19 protein-coding genes and 1 pseudogene are annotated in these 25,408 nt (G+C 63.8%); 7 read left to right on the forward strand and 13 right to left on the reverse strand.

Going from position 1 to position 25,408, the window contains the following annotated elements; genetic code table 11:
• Window positions 1-25: 25 nt before the first annotated feature.
• The 6 genes from ACVJGD_RS15545 to ACVJGD_RS15570 form a co-directional block, all read right to left on the reverse strand.
• The gene (locus ACVJGD_RS15545) at window positions 26-715 is read right to left on the reverse strand and encodes a response regulator (protein ID WP_456635159.1); all 690 of its coding nucleotides are present in this window, start codon (window positions 713-715) and stop codon (window positions 26-28) included.
• On the reverse strand, window positions 712-3,435 hold the full coding sequence (locus ACVJGD_RS15550; protein ID WP_456635160.1) for a DUF4118 domain-containing protein: 2,724 nt from the start codon (window positions 3,433-3,435) through the stop codon (window positions 712-714). The genes ACVJGD_RS15545 and ACVJGD_RS15550 overlap by 4 nt, the downstream gene beginning before the upstream one ends.
• 42 nt (window positions 3,436-3,477) lie before the next feature.
• Window positions 3,478-4,080: a K(+)-transporting ATPase subunit C gene (locus tag ACVJGD_RS15555; protein WP_456635161.1), complete on the reverse strand. Its 603-nt coding sequence runs from the start codon at window positions 4,078-4,080 to the stop codon at window positions 3,478-3,480.
• Window positions 4,081-4,092: 12 nt separating this feature from the next.
• Window positions 4,093-6,207 (reverse strand): potassium-transporting ATPase subunit KdpB, encoded by a 2,115-nt coding sequence (kdpB, locus tag ACVJGD_RS15560; RefSeq protein WP_456635162.1) that lies wholly within the window; start codon window positions 6,205-6,207, stop codon window positions 4,093-4,095.
• Between the two features lie 23 nt (window positions 6,208-6,230).
• Window positions 6,231-7,934, reverse strand: coding sequence for a potassium-transporting ATPase subunit KdpA (kdpA, locus tag ACVJGD_RS15565; protein ID WP_456635163.1), 1,704 nt, complete (start codon window positions 7,932-7,934; stop codon window positions 6,231-6,233).
• A gap of 117 nt (window positions 7,935-8,051) precedes the next feature.
• Window positions 8,052-8,141 (reverse strand): K(+)-transporting ATPase subunit F, encoded by a 90-nt coding sequence (locus ACVJGD_RS15570; protein WP_007595755.1) that lies wholly within the window; start codon window positions 8,139-8,141, stop codon window positions 8,052-8,054.
• 531 nt (window positions 8,142-8,672) lie between these two features.
• Between ACVJGD_RS15570 and ACVJGD_RS15575 the strand changes: the two genes are divergently transcribed.
• The 6 genes from ACVJGD_RS15575 (at window position 8,673) to dapA (ending at window position 11,858) form a co-directional block, all read left to right on the forward strand.
• Window positions 8,673-9,137 carry a hypothetical protein gene (locus tag ACVJGD_RS15575; protein ID WP_456635164.1) on the forward strand — a complete coding sequence of 155 codons (465 nt, stop codon included), beginning with the start codon at window positions 8,673-8,675 and terminating at the stop codon, window positions 9,135-9,137.
• A 12-nt stretch (window positions 9,138-9,149) separates the two neighbouring features.
• Entirely contained in the window at window positions 9,150-9,422 is a 273-nt protein-coding gene (locus tag ACVJGD_RS15580; protein ID WP_456635165.1) for a hypothetical protein, read from the forward strand.
• A gap of 138 nt (window positions 9,423-9,560) precedes the next feature.
• On the forward strand, window positions 9,561-9,830 hold the full coding sequence (locus ACVJGD_RS15585) for a hypothetical protein (protein WP_456640264.1): 270 nt from the start codon (window positions 9,561-9,563) through the stop codon (window positions 9,828-9,830).
• Between the two features lie 81 nt (window positions 9,831-9,911).
• Window positions 9,912-10,307: a hypothetical protein gene (locus tag ACVJGD_RS15590; protein WP_456635166.1), complete on the forward strand. Its 396-nt coding sequence runs from the start codon at window positions 9,912-9,914 to the stop codon at window positions 10,305-10,307.
• 118 nt (window positions 10,308-10,425) lie between these two features.
• Complete coding sequence (locus ACVJGD_RS15595) at window positions 10,426-10,845, forward strand: hypothetical protein (RefSeq protein ID WP_456635167.1); 420 nt, start codon at window positions 10,426-10,428, stop codon at window positions 10,843-10,845.
• A 62-nt stretch (window positions 10,846-10,907) separates the two neighbouring features.
• Window positions 10,908-11,858: a 4-hydroxy-tetrahydrodipicolinate synthase gene (gene dapA / locus ACVJGD_RS15600; RefSeq protein WP_456635168.1), complete on the forward strand. Its 951-nt coding sequence runs from the start codon at window positions 10,908-10,910 to the stop codon at window positions 11,856-11,858.
• Here the strand turns inward: dapA and ACVJGD_RS15605 are convergent.
• On the reverse strand, window positions 11,855-13,237 hold the full coding sequence (locus tag ACVJGD_RS15605) for a SagB/ThcOx family dehydrogenase (protein WP_456640265.1): 1,383 nt from the start codon (window positions 13,235-13,237) through the stop codon (window positions 11,855-11,857). The two genes, dapA and ACVJGD_RS15605, sit on opposite strands and share 4 nt — an antisense overlap.
• A gap of 94 nt (window positions 13,238-13,331) precedes the next feature.
• A pseudogene (locus ACVJGD_RS15610) lies at window positions 13,332-15,581 on the reverse strand (TOMM precursor leader peptide-binding protein).
• A gap of 974 nt (window positions 15,582-16,555) precedes the next feature.
• Here ACVJGD_RS15610 and ACVJGD_RS15615 point away from each other — a divergent pair.
• Window positions 16,556-17,425 carry a VOC family protein gene (locus ACVJGD_RS15615; RefSeq protein WP_456635169.1) on the forward strand — a complete coding sequence of 290 codons (870 nt, stop codon included), beginning with the start codon at window positions 16,556-16,558 and terminating at the stop codon, window positions 17,423-17,425.
• 31 nt (window positions 17,426-17,456) lie between these two features.
• On the opposite strand, the gene ACVJGD_RS15620 is transcribed toward ACVJGD_RS15615, so the two are convergent.
• From ACVJGD_RS15620 to ACVJGD_RS15640, 5 genes are all read right to left on the reverse strand, one after another.
• Window positions 17,457-17,729 carry a hypothetical protein gene (locus tag ACVJGD_RS15620; RefSeq protein ID WP_456635170.1) on the reverse strand — a complete coding sequence of 91 codons (273 nt, stop codon included), beginning with the start codon at window positions 17,727-17,729 and terminating at the stop codon, window positions 17,457-17,459.
• Between the two features lie 116 nt (window positions 17,730-17,845).
• Entirely contained in the window at window positions 17,846-18,904 is a 1,059-nt protein-coding gene (locus ACVJGD_RS15625; protein ID WP_456635171.1) for a magnesium and cobalt transport protein CorA, read from the reverse strand.
• Between the two features lie 68 nt (window positions 18,905-18,972).
• Complete coding sequence (gene fdhF, locus ACVJGD_RS15630; RefSeq protein ID WP_456635172.1) at window positions 18,973-21,738, reverse strand: formate dehydrogenase subunit alpha; 2,766 nt, start codon at window positions 21,736-21,738, stop codon at window positions 18,973-18,975.
• Window positions 21,735-23,441: an NADH-ubiquinone oxidoreductase-F iron-sulfur binding region domain-containing protein gene (locus tag ACVJGD_RS15635; protein WP_456635173.1), complete on the reverse strand. Its 1,707-nt coding sequence runs from the start codon at window positions 23,439-23,441 to the stop codon at window positions 21,735-21,737. The genes fdhF and ACVJGD_RS15635 overlap by 4 nt, the downstream gene beginning before the upstream one ends.
• Window positions 23,442-23,620: 179 nt before the next feature.
• Window positions 23,621-25,276, reverse strand: coding sequence for an OFA family MFS transporter (locus tag ACVJGD_RS15640; RefSeq protein ID WP_456635174.1), 1,656 nt, complete (start codon window positions 25,274-25,276; stop codon window positions 23,621-23,623).
• Window positions 25,277-25,408 lie beyond the last annotated feature (132 nt).

Consider the following 25,408-nt stretch of genomic DNA (forward strand, 5'->3'; position numbering starts at 1 on the left):
GAAAGTTCCGCCTCTGCAGCCCGCTTCAGTCCGCCGAGCGCAAGCGGTAACCGATACCAGTTTCCGTCAGCACGAATTGCGGACGCTCCGGATCGGCTTCGATCTTCTGGCGAAGCTGACGGACATAGACGCGGAGATATTGCGCGTCGGTGAGCTCGTCCCACAATTCCTTCAGCAGGAAACGATGCGTCAGCACCTTGCCCGCGTGCTGCACCAGCACGCGCAGCAGGTCATACTCCTTCGGCGACAGCTTCACGTCGCGATCACCGACCTTGACGATGCGGCGCACCAGGTCGACCGAAAGATCGCCGGTGCGGAAGACCGGCCGCTCACCCTGCACCTGCAATTGATGGCGCAGCGCCGCGCGCAGGCGCGCCAGGAGCTCATCCATCCCGAACGGCTTTGTCAGATAATCGTCGGCGCCGAGGTCGAGCGCTTGCACCTTCCCCGCCTCGTCGCCGCGGCTCGACAGCACCACGATCGGCACGCTTTCGTTACGCGCCCGGATCATGCGCAAGAGGTCGTGGCCCTGGATATCCGGCAGGCCGAGATCGAGGATGATCAGCGCAGGACCTTGCGCGAGCATCTCCAGCCCCGCCTTGCCGTTGGAGGCCTCGAGGATCTCGTAGCCCTGCGTGCTGAGGCCCATCCGCAACAATTTGCGGATCGGCGGCTCGTCGTCGATGACCAGGACCTTGATCGGTGTCGCGTTCATGCAGCGGTATCCAGCGCAGCGGTGGCCGCCGGGATCGGCAGCCGGATGGTCAACACGGCGCCGCTCCGGTCGGTGCGGTTGGCGGCCGAGATCGTGCCATGCATGGCTTCGACGAATCCACGGGAGATCGCAAGACCGAGGCCCGTGCCGGGGCGGACATGGTCGCCCTTTTGCACGCGGTAGAACTTGTCGAAGATGCTTTCGAGTTCGGCCGGCGGAATGCCGCTGCCTTCATCCATGATCTGCAGCACGATCGCATCCCGAACCTGCCAGCCGCGGATCGAGATCGTGGTGTCGGGAGGGGCGTATTTCGCCGCGTTGTCGAGCAGGTTGAACAGCACCTGCTCGAACAGCACCGCGTCGAGCTCCAGCATCGGCAGATCGGCGGCGAGATCGAGCGAGACCTTGTGCCGCACCAGGATCTTGCCGGCGCGGCGCAGCGCGCTGCCGACGATTTCGCCGACGTCATGCCGCGCGGTGTTCGGCACGATGGCGCCCGATTCGAGCTTGGTCATGTCGAGCAGGTTGGCGATGAAGCGGTTCAGCCGTTCGGACTCGTCGATCACGGTCGCGATCAGATCATGTTTCTGTGCGTCGGTCAGGTTGCCGCCGAGATCGCGCATGGTCGAGGCGGCGCCGAGCACGGAGGCCAGCGGGGTCTTCAGGTCGTGCGAGATCGACGTCAGGAGTGCCGAGCGCAGGCGTTCGGATTCGACGGTGCGCTTGACCTTGTCCATGTCCTCGACCAGTAGCACGCGCTCGATCGCTAGCGCGCCCTGGTCGACCAGCGCGTCCAGGAGGCGCCGCTGGTCCGGCGTCAGCAGGGGGCCGGTCTTGTCGTTATCGATGCCGATGGCGCCGATCAGGCCGCGGCCGGTCCGCATCGGCAGGAACAGGCGCTTGGCGCCGGGCAGCGTGTCCGAGCCACGGCCAGCCGGCCGATCGTTGGACCAGGCCCAGTTGGCGGCCGCAAGATCGGCGTCGTCGAGCTGGTCTTCCGGCGGATAGCCGGCCTTCACTTCGAGCAGACCCTCTTCCGGCAGCAGCAGCACCACGCGCACTTTCAGCATCAGCGCGATCTGGTAGGCGGTCGCCCACAACACGTCGTCCAGCGTCGCGGTGCCGGCGAGCTTGCGGCTGAAGGCGTAGAGCGACTCGGTCATGCGCACGCGGCTGGTCGCGGTATCGGCCTGGACACGCACCCGCGCAGCGACGTTGGAGACGAGTAGCGCGATCAGCATGAAGAAGAAGAACGCCGCGATATTGGTCGGGTCGGTGATCGTGAAGGTGTAGACCGGCGGCAGGAAGAAGAAGTTGTAGCATAGCGACGCCGCGACGCTCGTAAGCAGCGACGGCCACAGGCCGTAGCGCACGGCCACCACGACGACGGCGGTGAGGAACACCAGATCGACGTTCTCAACGCCAAAATGCGGGTGGACCAGTTCGGCGGCAACGAGTCCCAATGCCGCAATCAGGAGCGACTTCACGTAAGGCCGGAGGTTGAACGGCTCGGTTCGCGCCGCGGTCTGCACCGCCGGCCTGTTCTCAAGGCCGGCAGGCAGGTCCTCGCCGGCGATCACATGCACGCTGATATTGCCGGTGCGCCGCACCAGGTCGTGCACCACCGAGCCGCGCAGAATCTCGAACCAGCGCGAGCGCGACGACTTGCCGATCACGACATGCGTGACATTGGTGGATTGAGCAAAACTGATCAGATCGTCGGCGATGCTGCGATGCACGGCGGGAATCGTCAGCGCCTCGCCGCCAAGCGATTCGGCAAGCCGCATCGTATCGGCGAGCCGGTCGCGCTGCTCGTCGCTGAGCTGCAGGCTGCGCCGGGTCTCGATGCTAACAGCAGTCCAGGGCGCGTGCAGGCGATCGGACAGCCGCTTGGCGTAGCGCACAAGGCCGGCGGCGCGTGGATCCTCGCTGACGCAGACCAATACGCGCTCGCCGGCGGCCCAGGGACCGGCGATCGCGTTGGCCTGCATGTGGGTGAGCAACTGCTCGTCGACCCGCTCGGCCGTGCGCCGCAGCGCCAGTTCGCGCAGCGCGGTCAAATTGCCCGGCGAGAAATAATGCTGAAGCGCCCGCTCCGCCTGCCTGGGCACATAGACCTTGCCCTCTTTCAGGCGCTGGATCAGGTCGTCGGGCGTGAGGTCGATCAATTCGATCGCGTCGGCGCGGTCGAAGATCGAATCCGGCACCGTCTCGCGCACCCGCACATGCGTGATCTGGGCGACGACGTCGTTGAGGCTTTCGATGTGCTGGATGTTGACGGCGGTATAGACGTCGATGCCGTGGGAGAGCAGTTCCTCGACATCGAGATAGCGCTTCGGATGCCGGCTGCCGGGCGCGTTGGTGTGGGCGAGTTCGTCGACAATGGCGAGCTGCGGGCGGCGCGCAATCAGCGCATCCAGGTCCATCTCCTCGAGCACCTGGTCCTTGTAGGTGATCCGCTTGCGCGGGATCACCTCCAGCCCCTGCAGCAGCGCCTCGGTCTCGGCCCGACCGTGGGTCTCGACAAGACCCACCACCACATCGGTGCCGCTCTTGAGCCTGGAATGGGCGCTCTGCAGCATCTCGTAGGTCTTGCCGACGCCAGGAGCGGCGCCGACGAAGATCTTCAGCCGCCCGGACGCATCGTTCTCTCGCCGGGCGGCTTCCAATAGCGCGTCCGGCGAGGGTCGTTTCTCAAGATCGCGATGCTCATTTGCCATAGAGCAAATATAGTCGCGTCACGCCATTCGGCCTAGTCGCCTTTATTTCGAAGCGCCATCCAAAGCGAGGTTGAGCGCCAGGACATTGACCCTGGGCTCGCCGAGCACGCCGGCGAAGCGGCCCTTGGTGTTGGCTTCGACGAGCTGACGGACCTGCGCCTCCGGCAGGTTACGCGCTTTGGCCACCCGCGGCACCTGGAAGAGCGCTGCCTCCGGCGATATGTCGGGATCGAGGCCGCTGCCCGAGGTGGTGACGAGGTCGATCGGCACCGGTTGGGACGGATTCTCCGCCTTCAGCTTCTCGACATCCTCCTTGATGCGGTCGTTCAGCGCCTTGCTGGTCGGGCCGAGGTTGGAGCCGCCGGAATTCGCCGCGTTATACGGCGCGGATACCGTCTTGGAGGAGTCGTTCGGATCCGGCGCCAGGGTCGCCGACGGCCGGCCGTGGAAGTATTTCTCCTCCTTGAACTCCTGCCCGATCAGCGCGGAGCCGATGACCTTGCCGTCCTTCTCGATCAGGCTGCCCTGCGCCTGCTCCGGGAAGATCACGCCGGCGATGGCGGTGATCGCGAGCGGATAGGCCAGGCCCGTGACCGCCGTCAGCAGCAGCAAAAGGACGATGGCGGGACGAATTTCTCTAAGCATGGAGTGTCTCCTTTAGGCAAGGTGCAAGGCCGCGACCACGAGGTCGATCGCCTTGATGCCGATGAAGGGAATGATGATGCCGCCCAGCCCGTAGACCAGCAAGTTGCGGCGGAGCAGCGCGCCGGCGCCGATCGCGCGATAGGCCACGCCCTTCAGCGCCAGCGGGATCAGCGCGATGATGATCAGCGCGTTGAAGATGATCGCCGACAGAATGGCGCTCTGCGGGCTCGAAAGGCCCATGATGTTGAGCACTCCGAGCTGCGGATAGAACGCCAGGAACATCGCCGGGATGATCGCGAAATATTTCGCGACGTCGTTGGCGATCGAGAACGTCGTCAGCGCACCGCGGGTCATCAGGAGCTGCTTGCCGATCTCGACCACCTCGATCAGCTTGGTCGGGTTGGAATCGAGGTCGACCATGTTGCCGGCTTCGCGCGCAGCCTGGGTGCCGGTGTTCATGGCGACACCGACATCGGCTTGAGCGAGCGCGGGTGCGTCGTTGGTGCCGTCGCCGCACATCGCCACCAGCTTGCCCTTGGCCTGCTCGTCGCGGATCAGCTTGAGCTTGTCCTCGGGGGTAGCCTGCGCCAGGAAGTCGTCGACGCCGGCTTCGGCCGCGATCGCCGCCGCCGTCATCGGATTGTCGCCGGTGATCATGATCGTGCGGATGCCCATGCGGCGCAATTCAGCAAAGCGCTCGCGGATGCCACCTTTGACGATGTCCTTGAGATGGACGATGCCGAGCAGCCGGCCGTCCTTCGCCACGGCGAGCGGCGTGCCGCCCTCCTTGGCGATCTCGTCGGCGATGCTCTGCAGCTCGCGGGCAGCATCGGTATTGACGCCCGCCTGGATGGCGCGGACCGCATTGCCGCTCGACAACGACTGCGCGGTGCCACCGCCGATATAGTTGAGGATCGCATCCACCGCGCCCTTGCGGACCGCGGACGAGCCGGCATCGATGCCGCTCATGCGGGTCTGCGCGGTGAACGGCACGAAGGTCGCGGCGAGCTCGTGCATGTCGCGGCCGCGGATGCCGTATTTCTCCTTGGCCAGCACGACGATGGAACGGCCTTCCGGCGTCTCGTCGGCGAGCGAGGCGAGCTGGGCGGCATCGGCGAGTTCCTGCTCGGTGACGCCACGCACCGGGCGGAAAGCGGTCGCCTGGCGATTGCCGAGCGTGATGGTGCCGGTCTTGTCGAGCAGCAGCGTGTCGACGTCGCCGGCGGCTTCCACCGCGCGGCCCGACATCGCCAGCACGTTGAAGCGCACCAGGCGGTCCATGCCGGCGATGCCGATCGCCGACAATAGCGCGCCGATCGTGGTCGGGATCAGCGTCACGAACAGCGCCACCAGCACCACGACCGAGATCGAGCCGCCGGCATAGGCCGCATAGCTCGGGATCGTGACAGTCGCGAACACGAAGATGATGGTGAGACCGGCGAGCAGGATGTTCAGCGCGATCTCGTTGGGCGTCTTCTGCCGCTCGGCGCCCTCGACCAGGCGGATCATGCGGTCGATGAAGGTCGAGCCCTGCGCCGCGGTGATGCGGACGCGGATCCAGTCGGACAGCACCTGCGTGCCGCCGGTCACCGCCGAACGGTCGCCGCCGGATTCGCGGATCACCGGCGCAGACTCGCCAGTGATCGCAGCTTCGTTGACCGAGGCCACGCCCTCGATCACCTCGCCGTCGGACGGGATGATGTCGCCGGCCTCGACCAGCACGACATCACCGACCTTGAGCGTGGTGCCGGGAACCAGGCGGTAGTTCCGCCCCGAACCATCCAACAGCTTGGCCTGGCTCTCGGTGCGGGTCTTCTTCAGCGAATCCGCCTGCGCCTTGCCGCGGCCCTCGGCGACGGCTTCGGCGAAATTGGCGAACAGCACCGTGAACCAGAGCCAGAGGATGATCTGGAAGGTGAAGCCGAGGCTCTCGGCGCCGGTGGCAAGGTCACGCAGGAAGATCACCGTGGTGAGCGCAGCGACGATCTCGACCACGAACATCACGGGGTTCTTCGCCATCAGCCGCGGATTGAGCTTGGCGAAAGACGCTTTGATCGCGGGCACCAGGATTTTGGGGTCGAGCATGGTCGACGCCTTCACCTGTTTTTGCAGTTTCATGGTTTCCATGGATGTGACTCCAATCAATTCGATCAGAACAGGGTGTTGGCGTTGCTGGCCAGATGCTCGACGATCGGTCCGAGCGCCAGCGCCGGGAAGAAGGTGAGGCCGCCGATGATCAGGATCACGCCGACGACGAGGCCGACGAACAGGCCACCGGTGGTCGGGAACGTGCCTGCCGACGGCGGGACCGACTTCTTCTGTGCCAGCGAACCGGCAATGGCCATCGCCGGCACGATCATGAAGAAGCGGCCGACGAACATCGCGCTCGCGAGCGTCAGGTTGTAGAAGAAGGTGTTGCCGGTGAGGCCCGCAAAGGCCGAGCCGTTATTGCCGGTCGCGGAGGTGAAGGCATAGAGCACCTCGGTGAAGCCGTGCGGGCCGGAGTTCGCCATTGATGCAACCGCCGACGGCAGCACCACGGCAACGGCAGTCCAACCGAGATACATCAGCGGCAGCACCAGGATCGCGAGCATCGCCATCTTGACCTCGCGCGCCTCGATCTTCTTGCCGACATATTCCGGCGTGCGGCCGACCATCAGGCCGGCGACGAAGATCGCCAGCACGACGAACAGCAGCATGCCATACATGCCGGCGCCGACGCCGCCGACGATGATTTCGCCGAGCTGCATGTTGATCAGCGGGATCATGCCGCCCAGCGCCGTGAAGCTGTCATGCATGGCGTTCACGGCGCCGCAGGAGGCCGCGGTGGTGATGACCGCAAACAGCGAGGACGCGACGATGCCGAACCGGACTTCCTTGCCTTCCATGTTGCCGCCAGTGAGCCCCAGCGCCTGCAGCGCGGTGGTGCCGTTGGCTTCGGACCAGTAGCAGACAGAAACGCCGGCGATGAACAGCACGCCCATCACGGCGAGGATCGCCCAGCCCTGGCGCTGGTTGCCGACCATGCGGCCGAACACATTGGTCAAGGACGCACCGATCACGAAGATCGAGAGCATCTGCACGAAGTTCGACAGCGCAGTCGGATTCTCGAACGGATGCGCGGCATTGGCGTTGAAGAAGCCACCGCCATTGGTGCCGAGCATCTTGATCGCAACCTGCGAGGCCACGGGGCCGACGGCGATCGTCTGCTTGGCGCCTTCGAGCGTCGTCGCATCGACATACGGCCCAAGCGTCTGCGGCATACCCTGCGACACCAGGAACAGCGCATAGACGATGCAGATCGGCAGCAGGATGTAGAGCGTGCAGCGCGTGACATCGACCCAGAAATTGCCGATCGTGCGCACCGAAGCGCGGGCGAAGCCGCGGATCAGGGCCACCGCGAGCACGATGCCGGTCGCCGCGGAGAGGAAGTTCTGGTGCGTCAGGCCGACCATCTGGACGAGGTAGGACAGCGTGCTTTCGCCGCCGTAGTTCTGCCAGTTGGTGTTGGTCATGAAGGAGACCGCGGTATTGAACGACAGGTCCGGGGCGACGGCGGCTTGTTCTGCCGGATTGAGCGGCAACAGCGCCTGCAGGCGCATCAAGCCGTAGATGATGAGGAAGCCGCCGATATGGAACAGCAGCATGGCGACCGTATAGGTCAGCCAGTGCTGTTCGCGCCGCTCGTCGACGCCGCTGATCCAGTAGAACCCACGCTCGACCGGACGCAGCACCGGCGACAGGAAGGTCGCCTCGCCGTTGAAGACGCGCGTCATGTACCAGCCGAGCGGCTTGACCAGCGCAACAATGACGGCGCAGTAGAGGATAATTTGAAACCAGCCGATGGCGGTCATGGCATTAAACCTTTCGAATGGGCTTTGAGCGCAGCAGCACGGCAAGCACGCCGACCAACAGGATGGTCAGCGCCGCATCTGCCACGAGAAGCTGCCCGAGCATGAACATGGCACTGATCAAAACCGCTCAGGGCGCAGCAGCGCATAAGTGAGGTAGAAGAGAAGGCCGAGCGAGACGACGCCGGCAAGCGAATAGTCGAAAATCATGGCGCGCGCCCTCACAGCCGTTCGCAGGCGTAGGCGTAGCCTATGCCGGCTGCAAAAAATGCCGCGATGAGCACCAGCATGACGAGATCAAGCATCGGAGGCTCCTATGCGTAGCGGGCCGACAAACGGCCCGTTTTGGTTCCCGGGTGAGGTGCCACCCGCCGCATAGGTTTCCAAGATGTGCGCTGCGCGGTTGTTATAGGAATCCTATAAAGATCGCCGCCCGATGGCTCCCGGGCTTGCGCGCCGCGGCGAAGCCCCTTGGCGTAGCCGGGACCCGGGACCCATAACCACAGGCCTTTGTAGTGCGCTCCGCCGCAACCGCTTGCTCACGCTACAACACCTCCCTGTGATTATGGGTCCCCGCCCTTCTCGCACAGCCTGCTTCGCGGGGACGACAGAAGAGGAAGCCCTCCCATCTTTATGGAATCCCTATATTTCCTTCCCCCGCCCCATCTCGCTTTCAAATGGCGTTTTGACCACCTTTGCCCTGCGGCATTTCGTCAAGCCGCATGATCGATGGGTCTCGCCATGTCACTGCTTTCAGAACCCGTTACCGCCGACCTCAGCGTTCGGCTGCGCGACGCCGGTCGAGTGACAGTCGAACTGATGTCCGACCTCATTCGCGACTGTTGCCGGCGCTTTCCCTCGCAGGGGCAACGCGGCAAGACGGCGCGTGTCGAGGCACTGATCAAACTGGGCGCGTGGACCGACGCGGCGCTGGCGCTGCTCGACCTCGAACTGCCGCAATGGCAAGTCCGTCGCCTCGCCTATGACGACGGCGAATGGTACTGCTCGCTGTCGCGCGAGCGTGAGTTGCCCGACTGGCTCGATCAATCGATCGAGACGCATCACGCCGATCTGGCGCTCGCCATCCTGAGCGCGTTCGTCGAGGCACAGCGGATCACCGCACCGTCGAGCCGGCCGAGCGTGCCGAGCGTCGAACGTCATGCCGACGGCTTCTACCAGCCGATGTTGAGCGACAATTTCGCCTGAGCGAGCAACGCTGTGCAGCCGCTGCCTAACCTGCCGCAAAAGCTGAAATCGGCCCAGGTCATGGTGCGATTTTGCTTTCGGCTGCTGATCCTGACCGGTTTCGCCTTCTTTGGCAGCATCGGCTTTGGCCGCAGCCTCATCGCGCTGCTGTGGATGTCCATCGTGCTGTGTACCGTCATCGCCTTGATGCGGCGGGAGCAATTCATGGCCGCCGATCTCAACCATTGGGACGAGATGGCCGCCTATGCCGCGCTTTGCGCGCTCACCTCGGCCACCGGCAGGTAGCCCTGCGACCGGCCTCGCGACCTTATACGTCCCTTATGAGATCGCCCGCCCGCCCTCCTCGATTTCATATCCGCCCGCAAAGATATTGAACGCGTGACCAGGACTCGTAAGGGAATCACAAAAATGAAACTCGTGAATATGAAAGTCGTCGAACCTCCATCGTGTAGCTCCGCGTCGACCATCGTCTTTATCGGAAGAAACCGGCGCGGCCAGTGGGTCGCCCAGGAACAGAACGGCCTCTACGGCGGGCTGTTCGTCAATCGCGCCCAGGCCGTCAAATACGCGCTGTTCGAGAACGGGCACCATCCAGAAACCATCGTCGAACTGTCGCGCGAATTCGAACTCGACATGAACAGCAGTTCCGCCGCCGTCCCCTCACAAGTCACGGCCGCGCGACGCGTCGCCTGATCCGGCCCGCCGCGTACATTCAGGAGGATCCAGATGGTGCAGCCTTGTTCCGCTATCGACCGCGACCAGGTCGTCGATACGATGATCACGCTGACGCACCTGTCCAACCTGCACCGCGCGATCATCGCGGGAAGTGGAGCCATGGAGCTCTATCTTTCGCTACGCCGGCGCGGCTTCGTTCAGGTCGCGACAACTGCAACGTGCCGAGTGCCCAGGAGACAGCATAGCATCGGCTTGCTCACCGGCGAAAAATCCCTGGCGGCAATCGAGGCGACGCTCCTGGAAGTCTCGCAGTTCCTCAGCGCCAACGCCACCATTGCGATCCTGATCGACTCCCGTGAAGGCGAGTTCTGCCTCAGCATCCGGAAAAAGCTCGAGCAAATGGGTTTTCGGATCGAGGCAGGCGTGAGGTGCCAACGCGGCCTCGTGCTTGCCGCCCACCGCCAGGGTTTCGCGCAAATGGAGAGGGCGGCGTGAATCGCGATGCGTTTACGCGGGCGATCATGGATCAATAGAGGAGCGAGATGACGATCAGGACGCGTCATCTCGCTTGAGGCAGCCGGCCGTCGGCAACCTCTCCAGGAAGGCGTTACGAATGGAGTCGCAGGATCAGGTCGAATGGCGCAGCAGGGTGCTGCGCGCCTGGCAACTGGCGCTCCTGCGCTTTGCCGTCACGCTCGACAATACCGATCGGTTGAACGTCATGGCGATTGCCGCCGAGATCGACCGCGGCGGCCACCGCTACGAGGAGCAGGCGAATTTCAGCTTCTTCCGCAAGATCAGCGCCGATCTCTGCACCTCCATTCTGCGGCAGAACGACGCCGCCGATGCCACTTTGCGCCAGTATCTTGAACGGATCGAGGACCCTCGCCTAAAGCGAGCCTTCGCAAGCGCGGTCGAAATCGTTACGGCGCCACCGCGCGCAAGAAAGCCCAAGGTCAACAACTGGCTATGGCGCGGACTGGCACCACGCCCCAATGCCAAGCCGCTCGATACAAGCCGACGCAGGGCCTAGAGCAACTTCGAATGAAATGGACTTCGGTTCGCGTGAGGGAGACGCGTCAAGCGAATATAACCATGAAACAGGACTGGCTCACGGGCTACGTTCCCGATCTTCCGACACCGTTTGATAAGGATGGCGAAGTCGATCTCGACGGATTTGCGCGGCTATGCGATCGTCAAATCGCATCGGGCGCGAGTGCGATCGTGGTCGGTGAGACCACGGGCGAGGCCCCGACCCTGACGACGGGAGAGAAGGCGAGCCTCGTTCGCCACGCCGTCGAGGTCGCGCATGGCCGCGTCCGCGTCATCGCTGGCGCCGGATCCAACGCAACCGATCGCGCCGTCGAACTGACGCGGCAGGCGGAGGCCGCTGGCGCCGACGCCGTGCTCTCGGTCGTCCCCTATTACAACAAGCCGATGCACGCCGGAATCCAGGCGCATTTCCGCGCGGTTGCCGAAGCGACCGCGCTTCCGGTCATCCTGCACGACGTTCCCTCGCGCACCCTTCGCGAGCTCTCCGACGCAACGCTGGCGCGTCTTGCTGAATCGGAGCAGTTCATCGGATTGCGCGACAGCAGCGGCGATGTCTCGCGCCTCGTCCGCATGCGGACATCGCTGCCGCCGCATTTCCGCCTGCTGTCAGGCGATGACCTGACCGCCCTGCCCTTCATGGCCGCCGGCGGTCACGGTTGCATCTCCGCGGTGCAGAACCTCGTGCCCGAACTGTGCCAGGCGGTTTATGCAAGTCTCAACGAAGGACGGCTGCAATCGGCCAGGTATCTGTTCAGCCGCCTGGTCCCGATCGCCGGGCTGCTCGCCGCCGAGCATCCGGCGGCATTGAAATGCGCGCTCGCACTGCTTGGCCTGATCCAGCCTGATACGCGTCTGCCGATCGTTCAGCTCAACGACGTCGCCAAGGCCGAGGTCACGAAGGCGATCGCCGAACTCGACGATGAGGAATGGTCTGGCGTCGAGGATGCTTTGCCCGCCACGCCGGCGCGCCACGAGGGCCAGCGGGCTCTCTAGCTTAAGCTTGCGGCCAGCGGTTTCTTGCCGCGCCCGAGTGCGAATTGACCGACCGGGCTCTCTACATGAAATTCGAGCTCCGTCATTTTTGCAAACAGATCGATGTTGATGGTGCCGATGGCGCAGCCGCCAAGGCCCATATCAGTCGCTGCCAGGTAGAATGTCTGGATCAGGGTGCCAACGTCCTTCAGGATCAGCGAATATGCGATCGAGCTGTATTTCCAGGAGATCCGCCCAAAGCGCGCGGCGATCGTGATCAGGACCTGCGGCGGACCGGGCGCGTCCATGGCAAACTCGGCCGCCATCGAGAGCGCCTGGAGCTGCTGGGCGGAAGCGCCGATCGCGACCAGCGCGTGGCCGCCCGCGTCGTAGTGGTAAAGTCCGCGGGCAAGCCCCTCGCAGTTTGAGACCGCCAGGTACAGTTCCAGCTCGTAGGCGCTGCCCGCCGCCGGATAGGGCCTCGTGCTGTAGGTGACTTCAGGACCGCCGCCAAAATTCGCGCCGCTCTTCCATTCCGACAGCACGCGGGCTGTCGTGTCGAGAAACTGCGCGAGCTCGGCGAGCGTGACCGGGTGCTCGTCGTCGAAATCCCGTATCGAATGGCGTTCGCGCAACAGCCTTGCGAACGGCGAGACCGGCTCCGAGGCCGAGAATTCGCGCAGGTCGATCTTCTTGCCGGGCCAGGGCGGACGCACCGCGGGCAGCGGTGGAACGACGCCCGCATAGGCGAAGGTGCTGCCAAGCGGATTGGCTTGCCGGCCCTCCGTGCTCCGCGTGTGAAACACGAGATCGTGGAAATCCCAGAGAACGAGATTGCCGTCGCCTTCATTCACCCGCAGGCCGTCGCCGCTTTTCGCATCGAGCTTGAGCAGGATCTGGCTGTCAAGCAGCAGTCCGAGCAGATCGAGGTTGAAGGAGTTCGCGTCGCGGCGAAGCTTGCTGATCTTCTGAGGCCGTGACAGTGCAGCGAGCGTGGCAGCGATGGCGGGATCACTGATCCGAAACAGCGCGCCGGCGCGCGGCGATTCCAGCACCATCTCGTTGCCGCGCCGGCGCAGATAGGCGAAGCGCGACAGCACGACCGTATCACTGTTGCCCAGCTTCGCGGGGCGCGGCCAATATTCGGCGACCTGTGGCTCGATGATCACGAGGTCCTGTTCGTCGCGCGGAGAGAACAGGCGGTATTCGAGAAGCCCGTGCCGCGCCAGTCGATGCACCAGGACGTCGACTTCCCTGGCGAGGGCGCTCTTGCCGGCAAAGGAAGCGAGCGGCAGGCCGGTGGCCAGATATCCCGCGCGGTCCATCGCGGCCGCGCTGAGTGGTCCCAGACTGACCGAATAGTCGCCCAGGACGGCGGCGATGCTTCCGTCCGCCTGCATCTGAAGGGAAAAACGACCGTTCAATCTGACGGCAATGACTGGCGCGATCTTCCTGGTCTGCTTGTTCCGGGGAGCGCGCACGAAAGACCAACCTTCAGGTATGCGGAAGGAACGGAGTGAGTTCGCTTTCCAGCCGCGGGCGATCCAATAATCCGAGCTTCACCGGAACATCGTAAAGCCGGCCCGGGGTGCGAAGCGGCGATAGAAATGCCGCAAGCCCGGAACGAGCACTCTGACGACGGGGACCTCGACGTCGGGCCGCGTCTGGTCGAGCACGAGGAAGTCGTATCCCGCGCCGGTGGCGATCTCGACGCAGGCATTGACCTGGTCGCGGGTATTGTCGTGAACCTTAAGGTCTGGCGCCGGCGGCACGATCGGATCGTCGCTGGGGATCAGGAACGGATAGTCTTCCAGGCGCAGCGGGGTGACGCCGTCAAGCGTCGGCTTCTCGCCGCTTCCGCCGCCCATCATGCCGATCGACATGAACTGGGTCAGCTCGGTGAGGGAACGGAGCAGGGCTATGCGGCGATCGAAATGCGCGCCGGAACCGAACTCGATATTTTCGTGTCCGTTCTGCATCCAGTGCGTGATCGCCACGTAGGCGGGAATGCCGAGATCGCTGGTAATGTCGAGCACCCAGAGCCTGCGCCCGGCATCGGCAAACTGGGCTTGCAGATCCCGCACATAGGGAGTCGTCGAACTGCTTGAGGTCGACCTCGGCACGCTGCAGCCGGTTGTACCACCAGATGGCATAGGCATCGCGTTCGACCAGTTCGAGGAAGCCTTGAACGATGGCTTCCTCGCGGGTGTTGCCGGCCGCGCAGCCGTTGGAATCCGTATGGAAGCCGCCGTAGAAGAAGTACAGCAGGCCGGTCGGAAGATACTTGAAACGCTTGTCGCGCAACGACCAGACCGGCGACCACTCGGTCCTGGTCGAGGGATCGAGCGGCTCAGGAACCGAATGTGAATCGTCCGCGAGCGGGGCATGCCTGTCTTGAAATTGCTTCTCGCTGAAAAGCTGGACGTCATTGGGAGGAAGGGCGTCGCCGGGAGCGAAATCGATGAGACGGCGCTCCGTCCTGATCTCGTCACCCTGGAAAATCCCCGAATAGCGCTCGATCGCTTCCATCAGCGCGCTGGCCTCGCCCTGTTCGGCCGTAGAGCCTTTGCCGAAGCTGCCGCCGCTCAGTCCGGACCTGAGCTGGTCGACGCTTCGGGCCGGCGCAGAGAAATTGTGATAGGCGAAAAAATTGGTGTTCATCGGCAGATCGGCCTCGATCCGCTCGAGCCTCGAAACCACGCCGGTCAGCGGGCTTACATGTTTGCGGAAGCGCGCCACGGTGGCTCGAGACGTCACGGTGCGGTATCCGCCGCTTGTCATGATGAGCTTTCTGCCCTCGGCAATCTCGATCGGCGCCGCCGCCCGGCGCGGATTCTGCAGCTTCCTGCTGCCACAGCTCGGACATTGCGGGCGCCGCGCGACGTAGTGCTTGGCGATCACCGCACCAGTCAGGTCGAAGCTTGCAATGTGATCGCGCAGATCGGTGCGAAAGCCGGAGGCAATCGCTTTCGTGATTTCAACAGCAGCGAAGTGGATGGCGGTCTGCCCGATGGTGTCGTTGACCAGAGGCGACACGGCGACAGGACGCGCCGGTGCACGGTCGAGAAACCCCTTGATCTCCCGGTTGCGTATCATGCGATCGAACAGACAAGTCCAGCAGGCGCTCTCGCCCGGTTTGAACACAGGTCCCACCAGCGGAAACACGCCGGACGGCTGCACCACCAGCCAGGGCGCCTTATCGGCCACGCGCTCGCGGTTCATCTCGGCCAACCGTCGGTCAAGATAGTCGTTCACCAGCGTGATCGTGAGCCTGGGCGAACGCTTGGCGATTTGAACGCCGAGTTTGCTCAAGGCCGCGGTAAGTTGTGCGGCACCTTTGACGTCGATCGATTCCACCCGGACGGGGCAATCGCGGAGATTCTGTTCCGCGACCTCGGGAGGCAGGCCGAGGCTCGCCCAATATCCAGCGACGGCGCCCGTGAATGCGTGCGATGCTCCGGTAACGACGTATCGGCGCTCGAGCATCCGCTTGATCGCTTCCTCGATCTTGTCGGTCGGAAAGCTCTTCGCAAGCTGACGAATGATCTCCGGGGCTGCTTTTCCATTTTTCCCGATCGCCGTGGCCAGTGCACAATAGAGCTCGCCGTGCAGGAAGAACTTGCGATCCTCTGAGTAGAGGCAGACCGCATCGGGGGGAAGTACATAGGCGGTGAAGTTCGGCGCGAACCGCAAAATGTCTTTGCCGGTCTGCTTCGCAACACGGGTCTTGCGATTGGCTGTCATCGGGTCAACACGCGGGATCCTGTTGCCTGTCATTTCAGATCGCGAGCGCACGGCGAACCGTTCGCCTCGCCGGACTCGTGCGCCGGCGCCCACTGGAATTGTTCGATTGAGTTGGAACACACTCGCTTGTCACCGGCAAGCCGACCACGCTGGCAGGCGAACGTTACAACGAAAACAAGAAACTGGCCGGGTCGATCGCGAGCCCGGCCAATGAAATCGTGGCTTGACGACACCAAATCAGGAAGCGCCGCCGCCTAGCACCAGCGGCACCGGCCCCACGATGCACAGCACCCTGCGCATGTGACAAACGGCACTCCTATCCCTATCCCAAGGCCACAGCCTCCACATCCGACGCCGCAGCGGCAGGCTCTGCATCCACAGCCTCCGCAGCCGCGACAACCACCGCATCCGCGGAAGCCACCGCATCCCCGGAAGCCACCGCATCCGCGGCAGCCGTGGCATCCGCGCTGGGCTAGCTGCACGCCGCCAAGGACGTTTTCGTTGTCGAAGAGATGGAAGGTGGCAAGGCTGACGTCGGCGAGTTCCTCTTCACCGAGCGTGATCGCCAGGTCGAGCGCGGAAGTCGGTCTCTGTTGAACGTCGCCCGTCGGTACGACCGCTGCCGATGCGCCTCCCGCCAGCGAAAAAGTCAGTCCGGCGGCTCCCAACGCCGGTATGGCGGCTTTCCTTACTCGCTTCTTTTTCGAAGCTTGCTTCATCCGTTGCATGGCCGCATCCTCCAACGTTGCAAGAAGGATCTCCGTGGAATTGATCCTACGCTGTGCAAATGAGGCAGGCAAGATTCATGGACGCACGAAAATGTAATGGCGTTCGTTCAGATTGTATTCATCTTCATGAACGATATCGCCGCATTTTCAGCCATGGCAACGACGGTCCGCGCCCGTGGCGAAGGTCGCAACGCGTGCGGCTTGATGCAGTGCGCAATCGTCTCCAGGCTTGAACGGAGAATTGGCTTGGTCGACCAACTCGGACAATTCGCTTGGTATGAGCTCCTGACCACGGATCGAGGGGCAGCAGGCGCCTTTTATGGCAAGGTCGTCGGTTGGGGTGTGAGGGATGCGTCGGTTCCGGAACTGGCCTACACGGTGCTTACTGCCGGCGACGTTCCGATAGGCGGACTTATGGATCTCCCGGAAGAAGGGCTGCGAGCGGGGGCAACGCCGAGATGGGTCGGCTACGTCGCTGTCGATGACATGGATGCGACGGCCGCGCAGATCAGGCGTCTCGGAGGCACCATCCTGGTGCCGCCGACCGAGAGCAACATCGGCCGAATTTCAGTGGTCGCCGATCCGCAAAAGGCGACCTTTGCGCTGGTCACTGGACTGACATATGGCCGACGGCAACCCGGCGGGTTGGACGAGCCCGGGCGCGTCGGCTGGCACGAGTTGCTGGCTGAGGACCGCAACAAGATCTTTGATTTTTACGGCGAGCTTTTTGGCTGGCAGAAGGCCAACGCTGAAACCGATCCTGCAGATCTGTATCAATTGTTTGCGGCGGCCGGGCAGACGATCGGCGGCATGCTCACCAAGCTTCCAAGCGTATCGCAGCCATGCTGGCTCTATTACTTCAATGTCGACGACATCGGCGCGGCCGCCAAGCGCGTCAATGCTGGCGGAGGCCGGATCCTCCAGGGCCCGATCGAACTGCCTGACGGCTGCTGGATCGTGCGATGCGCCGATCCCCAGGGCGCCCTGTTTGCGCTGCAAGGTGCTCGGGGGCAGGAAGGCACCGAGCGCCCTTCCACCTCGGAAGTCGGCTGGTCCGCCAAGTGGGGTGGCATTGCTTCACGGGGCAGGATGGTGCTTCCCAAGCCGAAGCGCTAGCGCATGATCGATCCCGCAGCGCAGGCCCTGATCAGTAGTCCCATTTCTCGCTGAGAATGTGCGGCCGCTGCGGCACCCCTGGCGACTTGTCGGCATGGTCGGGCGTGTATTGCTCTGCCCAATGATCGCGGTAGCTGGCGCGGAACAGCAATTCATTCTGCAGCCGCCGGATCTTGGCGGCGGTGATCCAGCGATGGATCATCCGGAACAGCGCCTTGGACTGTCGGAGCGCACGCGCAACAGGAGAACGGTTGCTGCCGGATCGCTTCCACTGCCTGTCCGGGTGCGAATAGGATAGTGCCATGTCCCACCTTCCAAGCCCGGCGTAACCGGCGTCGACACTGCAAGATGCGAAGGCGTGCGTAGGAATTCGAGATGACCTGCCGTCGTCTCACATAGGCAAGGAATAAAGGGGGCTGCTCACAGCCAGCCGGACTGACGAAAGCGGGCATAAAGCAGCACGCAGGCGCCGAAGATTGCGGCAAGAACGAAGTAGTAGCCGTAAGCCCATTTGAGCTCCGGCATGTTCTCGAAGTTCATGCCGTAGATTCCCGCAGCGGCGGTCGGCACCGCCAATATCGCGGCCCAGGCCGCCAGGCGCCGGGTAATCTCCGTCTGCTGTGACTGGCCAGCCATCATGCTTGCTTCAAAAGCGAATGCGAGAATTTCGCGAAGCGAATCGATGTCCTCCTGCGCCCTCTTGGCGTGATCCAGGACATCGCGGAAGAGCGGCTTCATCGCCTCGTCGAGCGCGATCACGTCCATATGCTCCAGCCTGCGGCAGACATCGACCACCGGTCCTACCGCGCGTCGCAGTTGCAGGAGGTCACGGCGGAGCTTGTACAGCCGGTCGAACTCGAACTTCACGTGCGATCTCCGAAGCACCGCCTCCTCCAGCGCTTCGACTTCGGCCTGCAGCGCTTCGATCACGGGTGAGTAGTTGTCGACGATAAAGTCGAGGATCGCATAGAGGATGTAGTCTTCGCCCTGCGCCAGCGAGGCGGTGCAGGTCTCGCAGCGCTCGCGCACGGCAGCATAAGAGGTCGACGCGCCGTGACGGACCGAGACCACGTAGCCCTTCCCGACGAATATGTGGGTTTCGCCAAAGACGATATGACCGTCGATCAATTGCGCGGTTCTCGCGACGACGAACAGCGCGCCGCCATATTGCTCGACCTTGGGCTGCTGGTGAGCCTTCGACGCATCTTCGATCGCCAGGGGATGCAGATCGAGTTGGACCTGAATTCTCTCCAATAGCTCGGCGCTCGGCTCGAGCAAGCCGATCCAGACGACATGGCCCGGCCTTCTCGACCACTCGCCGGCTTCATCAATGGGAATGTCCCTGACGCGCCGTCCGTTTGCATAGACGCTGGAGGCAACGACTCCGGGCTGATCGATCCGCGCGGACGGACGCGCCTGACGCCCGGACGCCCATTGGCGCGGGCTCTGAAATTCCGGATTCTTTTCGTTTGCCAGCATCGGATGCCCACCTGCGCGCCGACCAAATCAACGGCTGGCAGTCCGGTAGGTTCCCGCGCAGCCCTCGCCTATTCCGCGGCGGAGCGGAATTCGGCCTTTTCCGCGCGCACGGCACAGAACTTGAACTCCGGAATCTTGCCGAACGGATCGAGCGCCGGATTGGTCAGGAGATTCGCGGCCGCCTCCGCATAACAGAACGGCATGAACACCATGTTTTCCGGCACGTCGCGGTCGGAGCGCACCTTGACCTCCACGGCGCCGCGGCGGGTCTCAAGGCGGATGAAATCGCCGGGCCAGAGCTGCATCCGCCGCATGTCCTTTGGCGACATGAAGGCGACCGCCTCCGGCTCGATCTGGTCAAGCACGGCGGCGCGCCGGGTCATCGATCCCGTGTGCCAGTGCTCCAGCACGCGGCCGGTCGAGAGCACCATCGGATATTCCGCATCAGGCAGTTCATCCGGCGGAATGACATGCGCCGGCACGATCTTGCCGCGGCCGCTTTCGGTCGGGAAGCCGGTGGTGAAGATGATCTCGTTGCCCGGCTTGTGGGGGTCGTCGACCGGATAAGTCACCGCACCCTCGCGCACCAGACGCTCCCAGGTGATGTTCTTCAGCGACGGCATCAGCTCCGTCATCTCGGCGAAGACATCCGCCGGGCCGCTGTAATTCCACGGCAGGCCCATACGCTTTCCGATCTCCTGGATGATCCAGAGATCCTGCCGCGCGTCGCCCGGCGGCTTGATCACCTCGCGCGCGAGCTGCACACGGCGATCGGTGTTGGTGAAGGTGCCGGACTTCTCCGCAAAGGCCGAAGCCGGCAGGATCACGTCGGCATGGAATGCGGTCTCGGTGACGAAGAGATCCTGCACGACGAGATGATCGAGCATGGCAAGCGCCTGCCGCGCATGCTGCAGGTCGGGGTCGGACATCGCGGGGTTTTCGCCCTCGATATACATGCCGCGGATCTCGCCGGCATGGATCGCGTTCATGATCTCGACCACGGTCAGGCCGCGGACCGGATCGAGGCTCTGCTGCCAGAGTTCCTCGAACTTGCCGCGCAGATCGACGCGGCCGACCGGCTGGTAGTCCGGGAGGAACATCGGGATCAGGCCGGCGTCGGACGCGCCTTGCACGTTGTTCTGGCCACGCAGCGGATGCAGGCCGGTGCCGGGACGGCCGACCTGGCCGGTGATCAGCGCCAGCGCGATCAGGCAGCGCGCATTGTCGGTGCCATGCACATGCTGGCTGATGCCCATGCCCCAGAAGATGATCGAGGACTTCGCGCGGGCATAGAGCCGCGCCACCTCGCGCAAGGTGTCCGCCGGGATGCCGCAGATCGGCTCCATCTTCTCCGGCGTGAAATCGACAATCTTGGCCTTCAGCTCGTCGAAGCCTTCGGTGTAGCCCGCGATATACTGATCGTCGGTCAGGCCCTCGGTGATGATGGTGTTGATCATCGCGTTCAGCATCGCGACGTCGCTTCCCGGCTTGAAGGCGAGATGCTTAGTGGCGTGACGCGACAGCGACTGCAACCGCGGATCCATCACGATCAGCTTGGCGCCGCGCTTGGCCGCATTCTTGATGTAGGTCGCCGCCACCGGGTGATTCACGGTCGGGTTGGCGCCGATCACGATGATCACCTCGGCATCCATCGCCGCCGAGAACGGCGCCGACACCGCGCCGGAATTCAGCCCCTCGGTCAGCGCCGCCACCGAAGAGGCATGGCACAGCCGCGTGCAATGGTCGACATTGTTGGAGCCGAAGCCGGTGCGCACCAGCTTCTGGAACAGATAGGCTTCCTCGTTCGAGCCTTTCGCCGAGCCGAAGCCGGCGAGCGCCTTGACGCCCTTCTCGTCGCGGATCTTGACGAGGCCGCGCGCGGCGATATCGAGCGCCTCTTCCCATGTGGCCTCGCGGAAATGCGTGAACGGATTGGCCGGATCGACCTGGTCGTTGGCGTCCTTCTTCGCGTTCGGCAGCCGCACCAGCGGTTTGGTCAGCCGATGCGGATGATGGATATAGTCGAAGCCGAAACGGCCTTTGACGCAGAGCCGGTTGTGATTGGCCGGGCCGTCGCGCCCCTCGGCATAGATCACCTTCTCGTCCTTGACCTGATAGGTCACCTGGCAGCCGACGCCGCAGAACGGACAGAGCGAATCCACCTTGCGGTCGGGATATGTGACGCGGGTCTGCTTCTCGTCCAGCATCACGGCGGGCATCAGCGCGCCGGTCGGGCAGGCCTGCACGCATTCGCCGCAGGCGACGCAGGTGGACTCGCCCATCGGATCGTCGAAGTCGAACACGATCTTTGAGTCGGCATTGCGGTAGGCCATGCCGATGACGTCGTTGACCTGGACCTCGCGGCAGGCGCGCACGCACAGGCCACACTGGATGCAGGCGTCGAGATTGACACGCATCGCCGGATGGCTGGCATCGCCCTCCCAGCGCTCGGCCGCCGGGAAGCGGCTCTCGGTGACGCCGGTCTTTTCTGCCCAGTGCCAGAATTTCGAATCGGGATCGTGCGAGGTCTCGCGCGCCGGCTGGTCGGCGACCAGGAGTTCCATCACCATCTTCTGTGCGGCGACGGCGCGGCTGCTTGCCGTCTTCACCTTCATGCCGACAGAAGGCGTACGCTTGCAGGAGGCGGCGAGCACGCGCTCGCCCTCGATCTCGACCATGCAGGCGCGGCAATTGCCGTCGGGGCGATAATCCGGCGCCGGCGAATAGCAGAGATGCGGGATCTCCTGGCCTTGGCGCTTTGCCACCTGCCAGATGGTCTCGCCCGCCTTGGCTTCGACCTGCTTGCCGTCGAGTTCGAACTGGATCGTCGTCATTCCGCAGTTTCCTTGAACTCGTCGGGGAAGTATTTAATCACGGACGTCAGGGGATTCGAGGCGGCCTGGCCGAGGCCGCAGATCGACGCATCGCGCATCGCCTGGCTCAGTTCCTCGAGCAGCGCCTTGTTCCACACCGGCCGTTCCATCAATAGCGCCGCCTTCTGCGTGCCGACACGGCACGGCGTGCACTGCCCGCAGCTCTCGTCCTCGAAGAAGCGCATCAGATTGAGCGCCGCCGCCTTCACGCTGTCCGCCTGCGACAGGATCACGACCGCGGCCGAGCCGATGAAGCAGCCGTATTTTTCCAGCGTGCCGAAGTCGAGCGGGATATCGCCCATGGTCGCCGGCAGAATGCCGCCGGAGGCGCCGCCCGGCAGATAAGCGCGGAAGGTGTGGCCGTCGGCCATGCCGCCGCAATATTCGTCGATCAATTCGCGCACGGTGATGCCGGCCGGCGCCAGCTTCACGCCGGGGTCTTTCACGCGACCCGAGACCGAGAAGCTGCGCAGGCCTTGACGCTCGTTGCGGCCGTGGCTCTTCCACCAGTCGGCGCCCTTCTCGACGATGTCGCGCACCCACCACAGCGTCTCGACATTGTTGATCAGCGTCGGCAGGTTGAACAGTCCGACCTGGAACGGATAAGGCGGCTTGTGCCGCGGCAATCCGCGCTTGCCTTCGATGCTCTCGAGCAGCGAAGACTCTTCGCCGCAGATGTAAGCGCCGGCGCCGCGGCGCAGATGCAGGCGCGGACCGCCCGCCGGAAGCTTCGCGATCTCGCGCGCAAGGATCTCGCGCACCGCCGGATATTCGTCGCGGATGTAGATGTAGACGTCGGCTGCTTCGACCACGTGCGCGCCGATCAACGTACCCTCGAGGAAGCGGTGCGGATCGGTCTCGAGATAATAGCGGTCCTTGATCGTGCCGGGCTCGCCCTCGTCGCCATTGACCGCCATCAGCCGCGGCCCGGGCTCGCCCAGCACCGCGCGCCATTTGCGCCCCGTCGGGAAGCCGGCGCCGCCAAGCCCGCGCAGCGAGGCGTCGTCGAGCGCCTTCAGGATCTCGTCCTTCGACGTGTCGCCCGCGCGCAGGCGGTTGAGCAATCGGTAGCCGCCGCCGACGACGTAGTCATCATATGCGACATAGTCCGGCAGATGCGCATGCGTGTCACCGGCTTTCGCCGTGGCCAACACATTGCCGACGGTCGCGTGATCGACGAAGTTGTGGCCGACTTCCGCGACCGGCGCGGTGTCGCAGCGGCCGACGCAGGGCGCGCGCACCACGCGGATGCCGGGACCGGCGCTGTCCTGCAAATCCTGCAGCAGCCTTTCGCCGCCGAGCATCGCGCACGTCAAGGAATCGCAGACCCGGATCGTGAGCGGCGCGATATCCGGCTGGCCTTCCTTCACCACGTCGAAATGCGCGTAGAAGGTCGCGGTCTCGAACACTTCCGCGAACGACAACCGCATCTCGTCCGCGAGCGCGGCGAGATGCGCGGCGGAGATCTGGTGGTACTTGTCCTGGATCAGGTGCAGGAATTCGATCAACAGATCGCGGCGGCGCGGCCGGTCGCCAAGCAACTGCTCGACGTCGTGCGCAGCCGTCGGATCGATCTGGCGTCCCTTCGGCGTCGCCTTGGCCTTGCGGCGTCCCGCGCCGGGATGCTCGAACGCGCGAACCTCTTGCACGTCATGGACAGTCATTGAAACATCCCGTTCTTACTCTCATTAGATCGACTCTAATCACTGGCATGCCAGATGCCAAGCGAAAATAGCGCGTCTGAATAAGCATTTAAGGGACATGCCAACACGCATATCCCTTCCCGGTTCCTGCGCGTAAACCGGCGTCGCGGGCGAAAGCGTCGCACGCGACGCCGGCTCGCTCAGAAGATCTTGACCGCGCTCTCCAGCGTCTTCCAGACGCCCCAGGCCAGGGGAATGCCGACAAAGGCCCAGAACAGCGCGGCCTTGGCATCCAGCCCGCCGAACCCGATGCCGTAGGAACCGTGCGGACCGGATGCTTCCGCACTCGCACTCGCCGCCTGCAGTTTTGCCACCTCCGCATCGCTCATATGCCACTTCGGATCGACCGGCTTGACCAGGTAGTTGCAGATCAGGCCTGCGATCAGCATCGCGCAGAGGATGTACATCGTGGTGTTGTAGAGCTGGTCGCGCGGAACGCCGGCAGCAAGCTGGAACTCGCGGATATAGTTCACCACGACCGGGCCGATGATTCCAGCGGTCGACCACGCCGTCAGCAGCCGGCCATGAATGGCGCCGACGAACTGCGTTCCGAACATGTCGGCGAGATAGGCCGGCACGGTGGCGAAGCCGCCGCCATACATCGACAGGATGATGCCGAAGCCGAGCACGAACAGCAGTTTCGAGCCCATCGCCGCGAAGGTCGGCGCCAGCGCATAGAGCGCGATGCCGAGCAGGAAGAACGTATAGTAGGTGTTCTTGCGCCCGATCTTGTCCGACAGCGACGCCCAGAAGAAGCGGCCGCCGATGTTGAACAGCGACAAGAGCCCGGCAAAGCCGGCCGCGATGCCGGCGATCTGCGCCTTCTGCGACGCATCAAGCTGATTGAAGCCGACGTCAGGCAGACCGATCAATTTGCCTGCAAATATCTCCTGCAGCATCGGCGAGGCCATGCCGATCACGCCGATGCCCGCGGAGACGTTGAGGCAGAGCACCCACCAGATCAGCCAGAACTGCGGGGTCTTGTGCGCGTTCTCGAGATGAACGTTCTTGGTCGAGATCATCGCATTGGCCTTGGCCTTTGGCTTCCAGCCCTCGGGCTGCCAGCCTGTCGGCGGAATGCGATAGCGGAAGGCGCCGATCATCATGAACACGAAATAGATCACGCCCATCGCCAGGAAGGTCTCCCAGACGCCGACCGAGGTCGGGGTCTTGAAATAGTTCATCAAGAGGTTCGCGAGCGGCGCGCCGATCATGGCGCCGCCGCCAAACCCCATGATGGCCATGCCGGTCGCCATGCCGCGGCGATCCGGGAACCATTTCACCAGCGTCGACACCGGGGAGATGTAACCAAGCCCGAGGCCGACGCCGCCGATGACGCCGGCGCCCAGCCACATCAGCCAGAGCTGATGGATGTAGACGCCGAGCGCGCCGATCACGAGACCACCGGCCCAACAGAGCGCCGCGACGAATCCGGCCTTGCGCGGACCGACGCGTTCGAGCCAGCCGCCCCAGATCGCGGCGGAGACGCCGAGCAGCACGAAGAACAGCGTGTACATCCACCCCAGGCTCGCCACCTTCCAGTCGCAGGTGGTGGTGAACAATTCCTGCCACAGCGACATGTCGGGGCAGGCCTTCGGCGCGTTCAATCCGATTGCGCGCGACAGCGGCAGCCAGAACACCGAGAAGCCATAGGCCATGCCGATGCACAGATGGATGCAGAGTGCGGCCGGCGGCACCAGCCAGCGATTGAAGCCGGCGGTCGCAATCGTCCGCTCCTTGTCGAGGAAACCAAGCCCCGCGCCGGCCACATTGCCGGCGCTGCTAATCGTCGTCATCCGATCCTCCCTACCACACGCGCTTCAGTCGCGCGTTCCGTTGTTTAATCCCAACCCAGATTCCACCGCGAGCAACCGCTGCTGCTCCGCGACATCCTCCAATGCGCTGCATTGCGCCCGGGATCACCAGGC

This window comes from Bradyrhizobium sp. USDA 10063 (assembly GCF_054063735.1).

What these genes read in the sequence shown, in the direction of transcription:
- ACVJGD_RS15545 (WP_456635159.1), bottom strand. Translation starts at nt 715, where the DNA reads ATGAACGCGACACCGATCAAGGTCCTGGTCATCGACGACGAGCCGCCG.
- ACVJGD_RS15550 (WP_456635160.1), bottom strand. Translation starts at nt 3,435, where the DNA reads ATGGCAAATGAGCATCGCGATCTTGAGAAACGACCCTCGCCGGACGCG.
- ACVJGD_RS15555 (WP_456635161.1), bottom strand. Translation starts at nt 4,080, where the DNA reads ATGCTTAGAGAAATTCGTCCCGCCATCGTCCTTTTGCTGCTGCTGACG.
- kdpB (WP_456635162.1), bottom strand. Translation starts at nt 6,207, where the DNA reads ATGGAAACCATGAAACTGCAAAAACAGGTGAAGGCGTCGACCATGCTC.
- kdpA (WP_456635163.1), bottom strand. Translation starts at nt 7,934, where the DNA reads ATGACCGCCATCGGCTGGTTTCAAATTATCCTCTACTGCGCCGTCATT.
- ACVJGD_RS15570 (WP_007595755.1), bottom strand. Translation starts at nt 8,141, where the DNA reads ATGATTTTCGACTATTCGCTTGCCGGCGTCGTCTCGCTCGGCCTTCTC.
- ACVJGD_RS15575 (WP_456635164.1), top strand. Translation starts at nt 8,673, where the DNA reads ATGTCACTGCTTTCAGAACCCGTTACCGCCGACCTCAGCGTTCGGCTG.
- ACVJGD_RS15585 (WP_456640264.1), top strand. Translation starts at nt 9,561, where the DNA reads ATGAAAGTCGTCGAACCTCCATCGTGTAGCTCCGCGTCGACCATCGTC.
- ACVJGD_RS15590 (WP_456635166.1), top strand. Translation starts at nt 9,912, where the DNA reads ATGATCACGCTGACGCACCTGTCCAACCTGCACCGCGCGATCATCGCG.
- ACVJGD_RS15595 (WP_456635167.1), top strand. Translation starts at nt 10,426, where the DNA reads ATGGAGTCGCAGGATCAGGTCGAATGGCGCAGCAGGGTGCTGCGCGCC.
- dapA (WP_456635168.1), top strand. Translation starts at nt 10,908, where the DNA reads ATGAAACAGGACTGGCTCACGGGCTACGTTCCCGATCTTCCGACACCG.
- ACVJGD_RS15605 (WP_456640265.1), bottom strand. Translation starts at nt 13,237, where the DNA reads ATGCAGGCGGACGGAAGCATCGCCGCCGTCCTGGGCGACTATTCGGTC.
- ACVJGD_RS15620 (WP_456635170.1), bottom strand. Translation starts at nt 17,729, where the DNA reads ATGGCACTATCCTATTCGCACCCGGACAGGCAGTGGAAGCGATCCGGC.
- ACVJGD_RS15625 (WP_456635171.1), bottom strand. Translation starts at nt 18,904, where the DNA reads ATGCTGGCAAACGAAAAGAATCCGGAATTTCAGAGCCCGCGCCAATGG.
- fdhF (WP_456635172.1), bottom strand. Translation starts at nt 21,738, where the DNA reads ATGACGACGATCCAGTTCGAACTCGACGGCAAGCAGGTCGAAGCCAAG.
- ACVJGD_RS15635 (WP_456635173.1), bottom strand. Translation starts at nt 23,441, where the DNA reads ATGACTGTCCATGACGTGCAAGAGGTTCGCGCGTTCGAGCATCCCGGC.
- ACVJGD_RS15640 (WP_456635174.1), bottom strand. Translation starts at nt 25,276, where the DNA reads ATGACGACGATTAGCAGCGCCGGCAATGTGGCCGGCGCGGGGCTTGGT.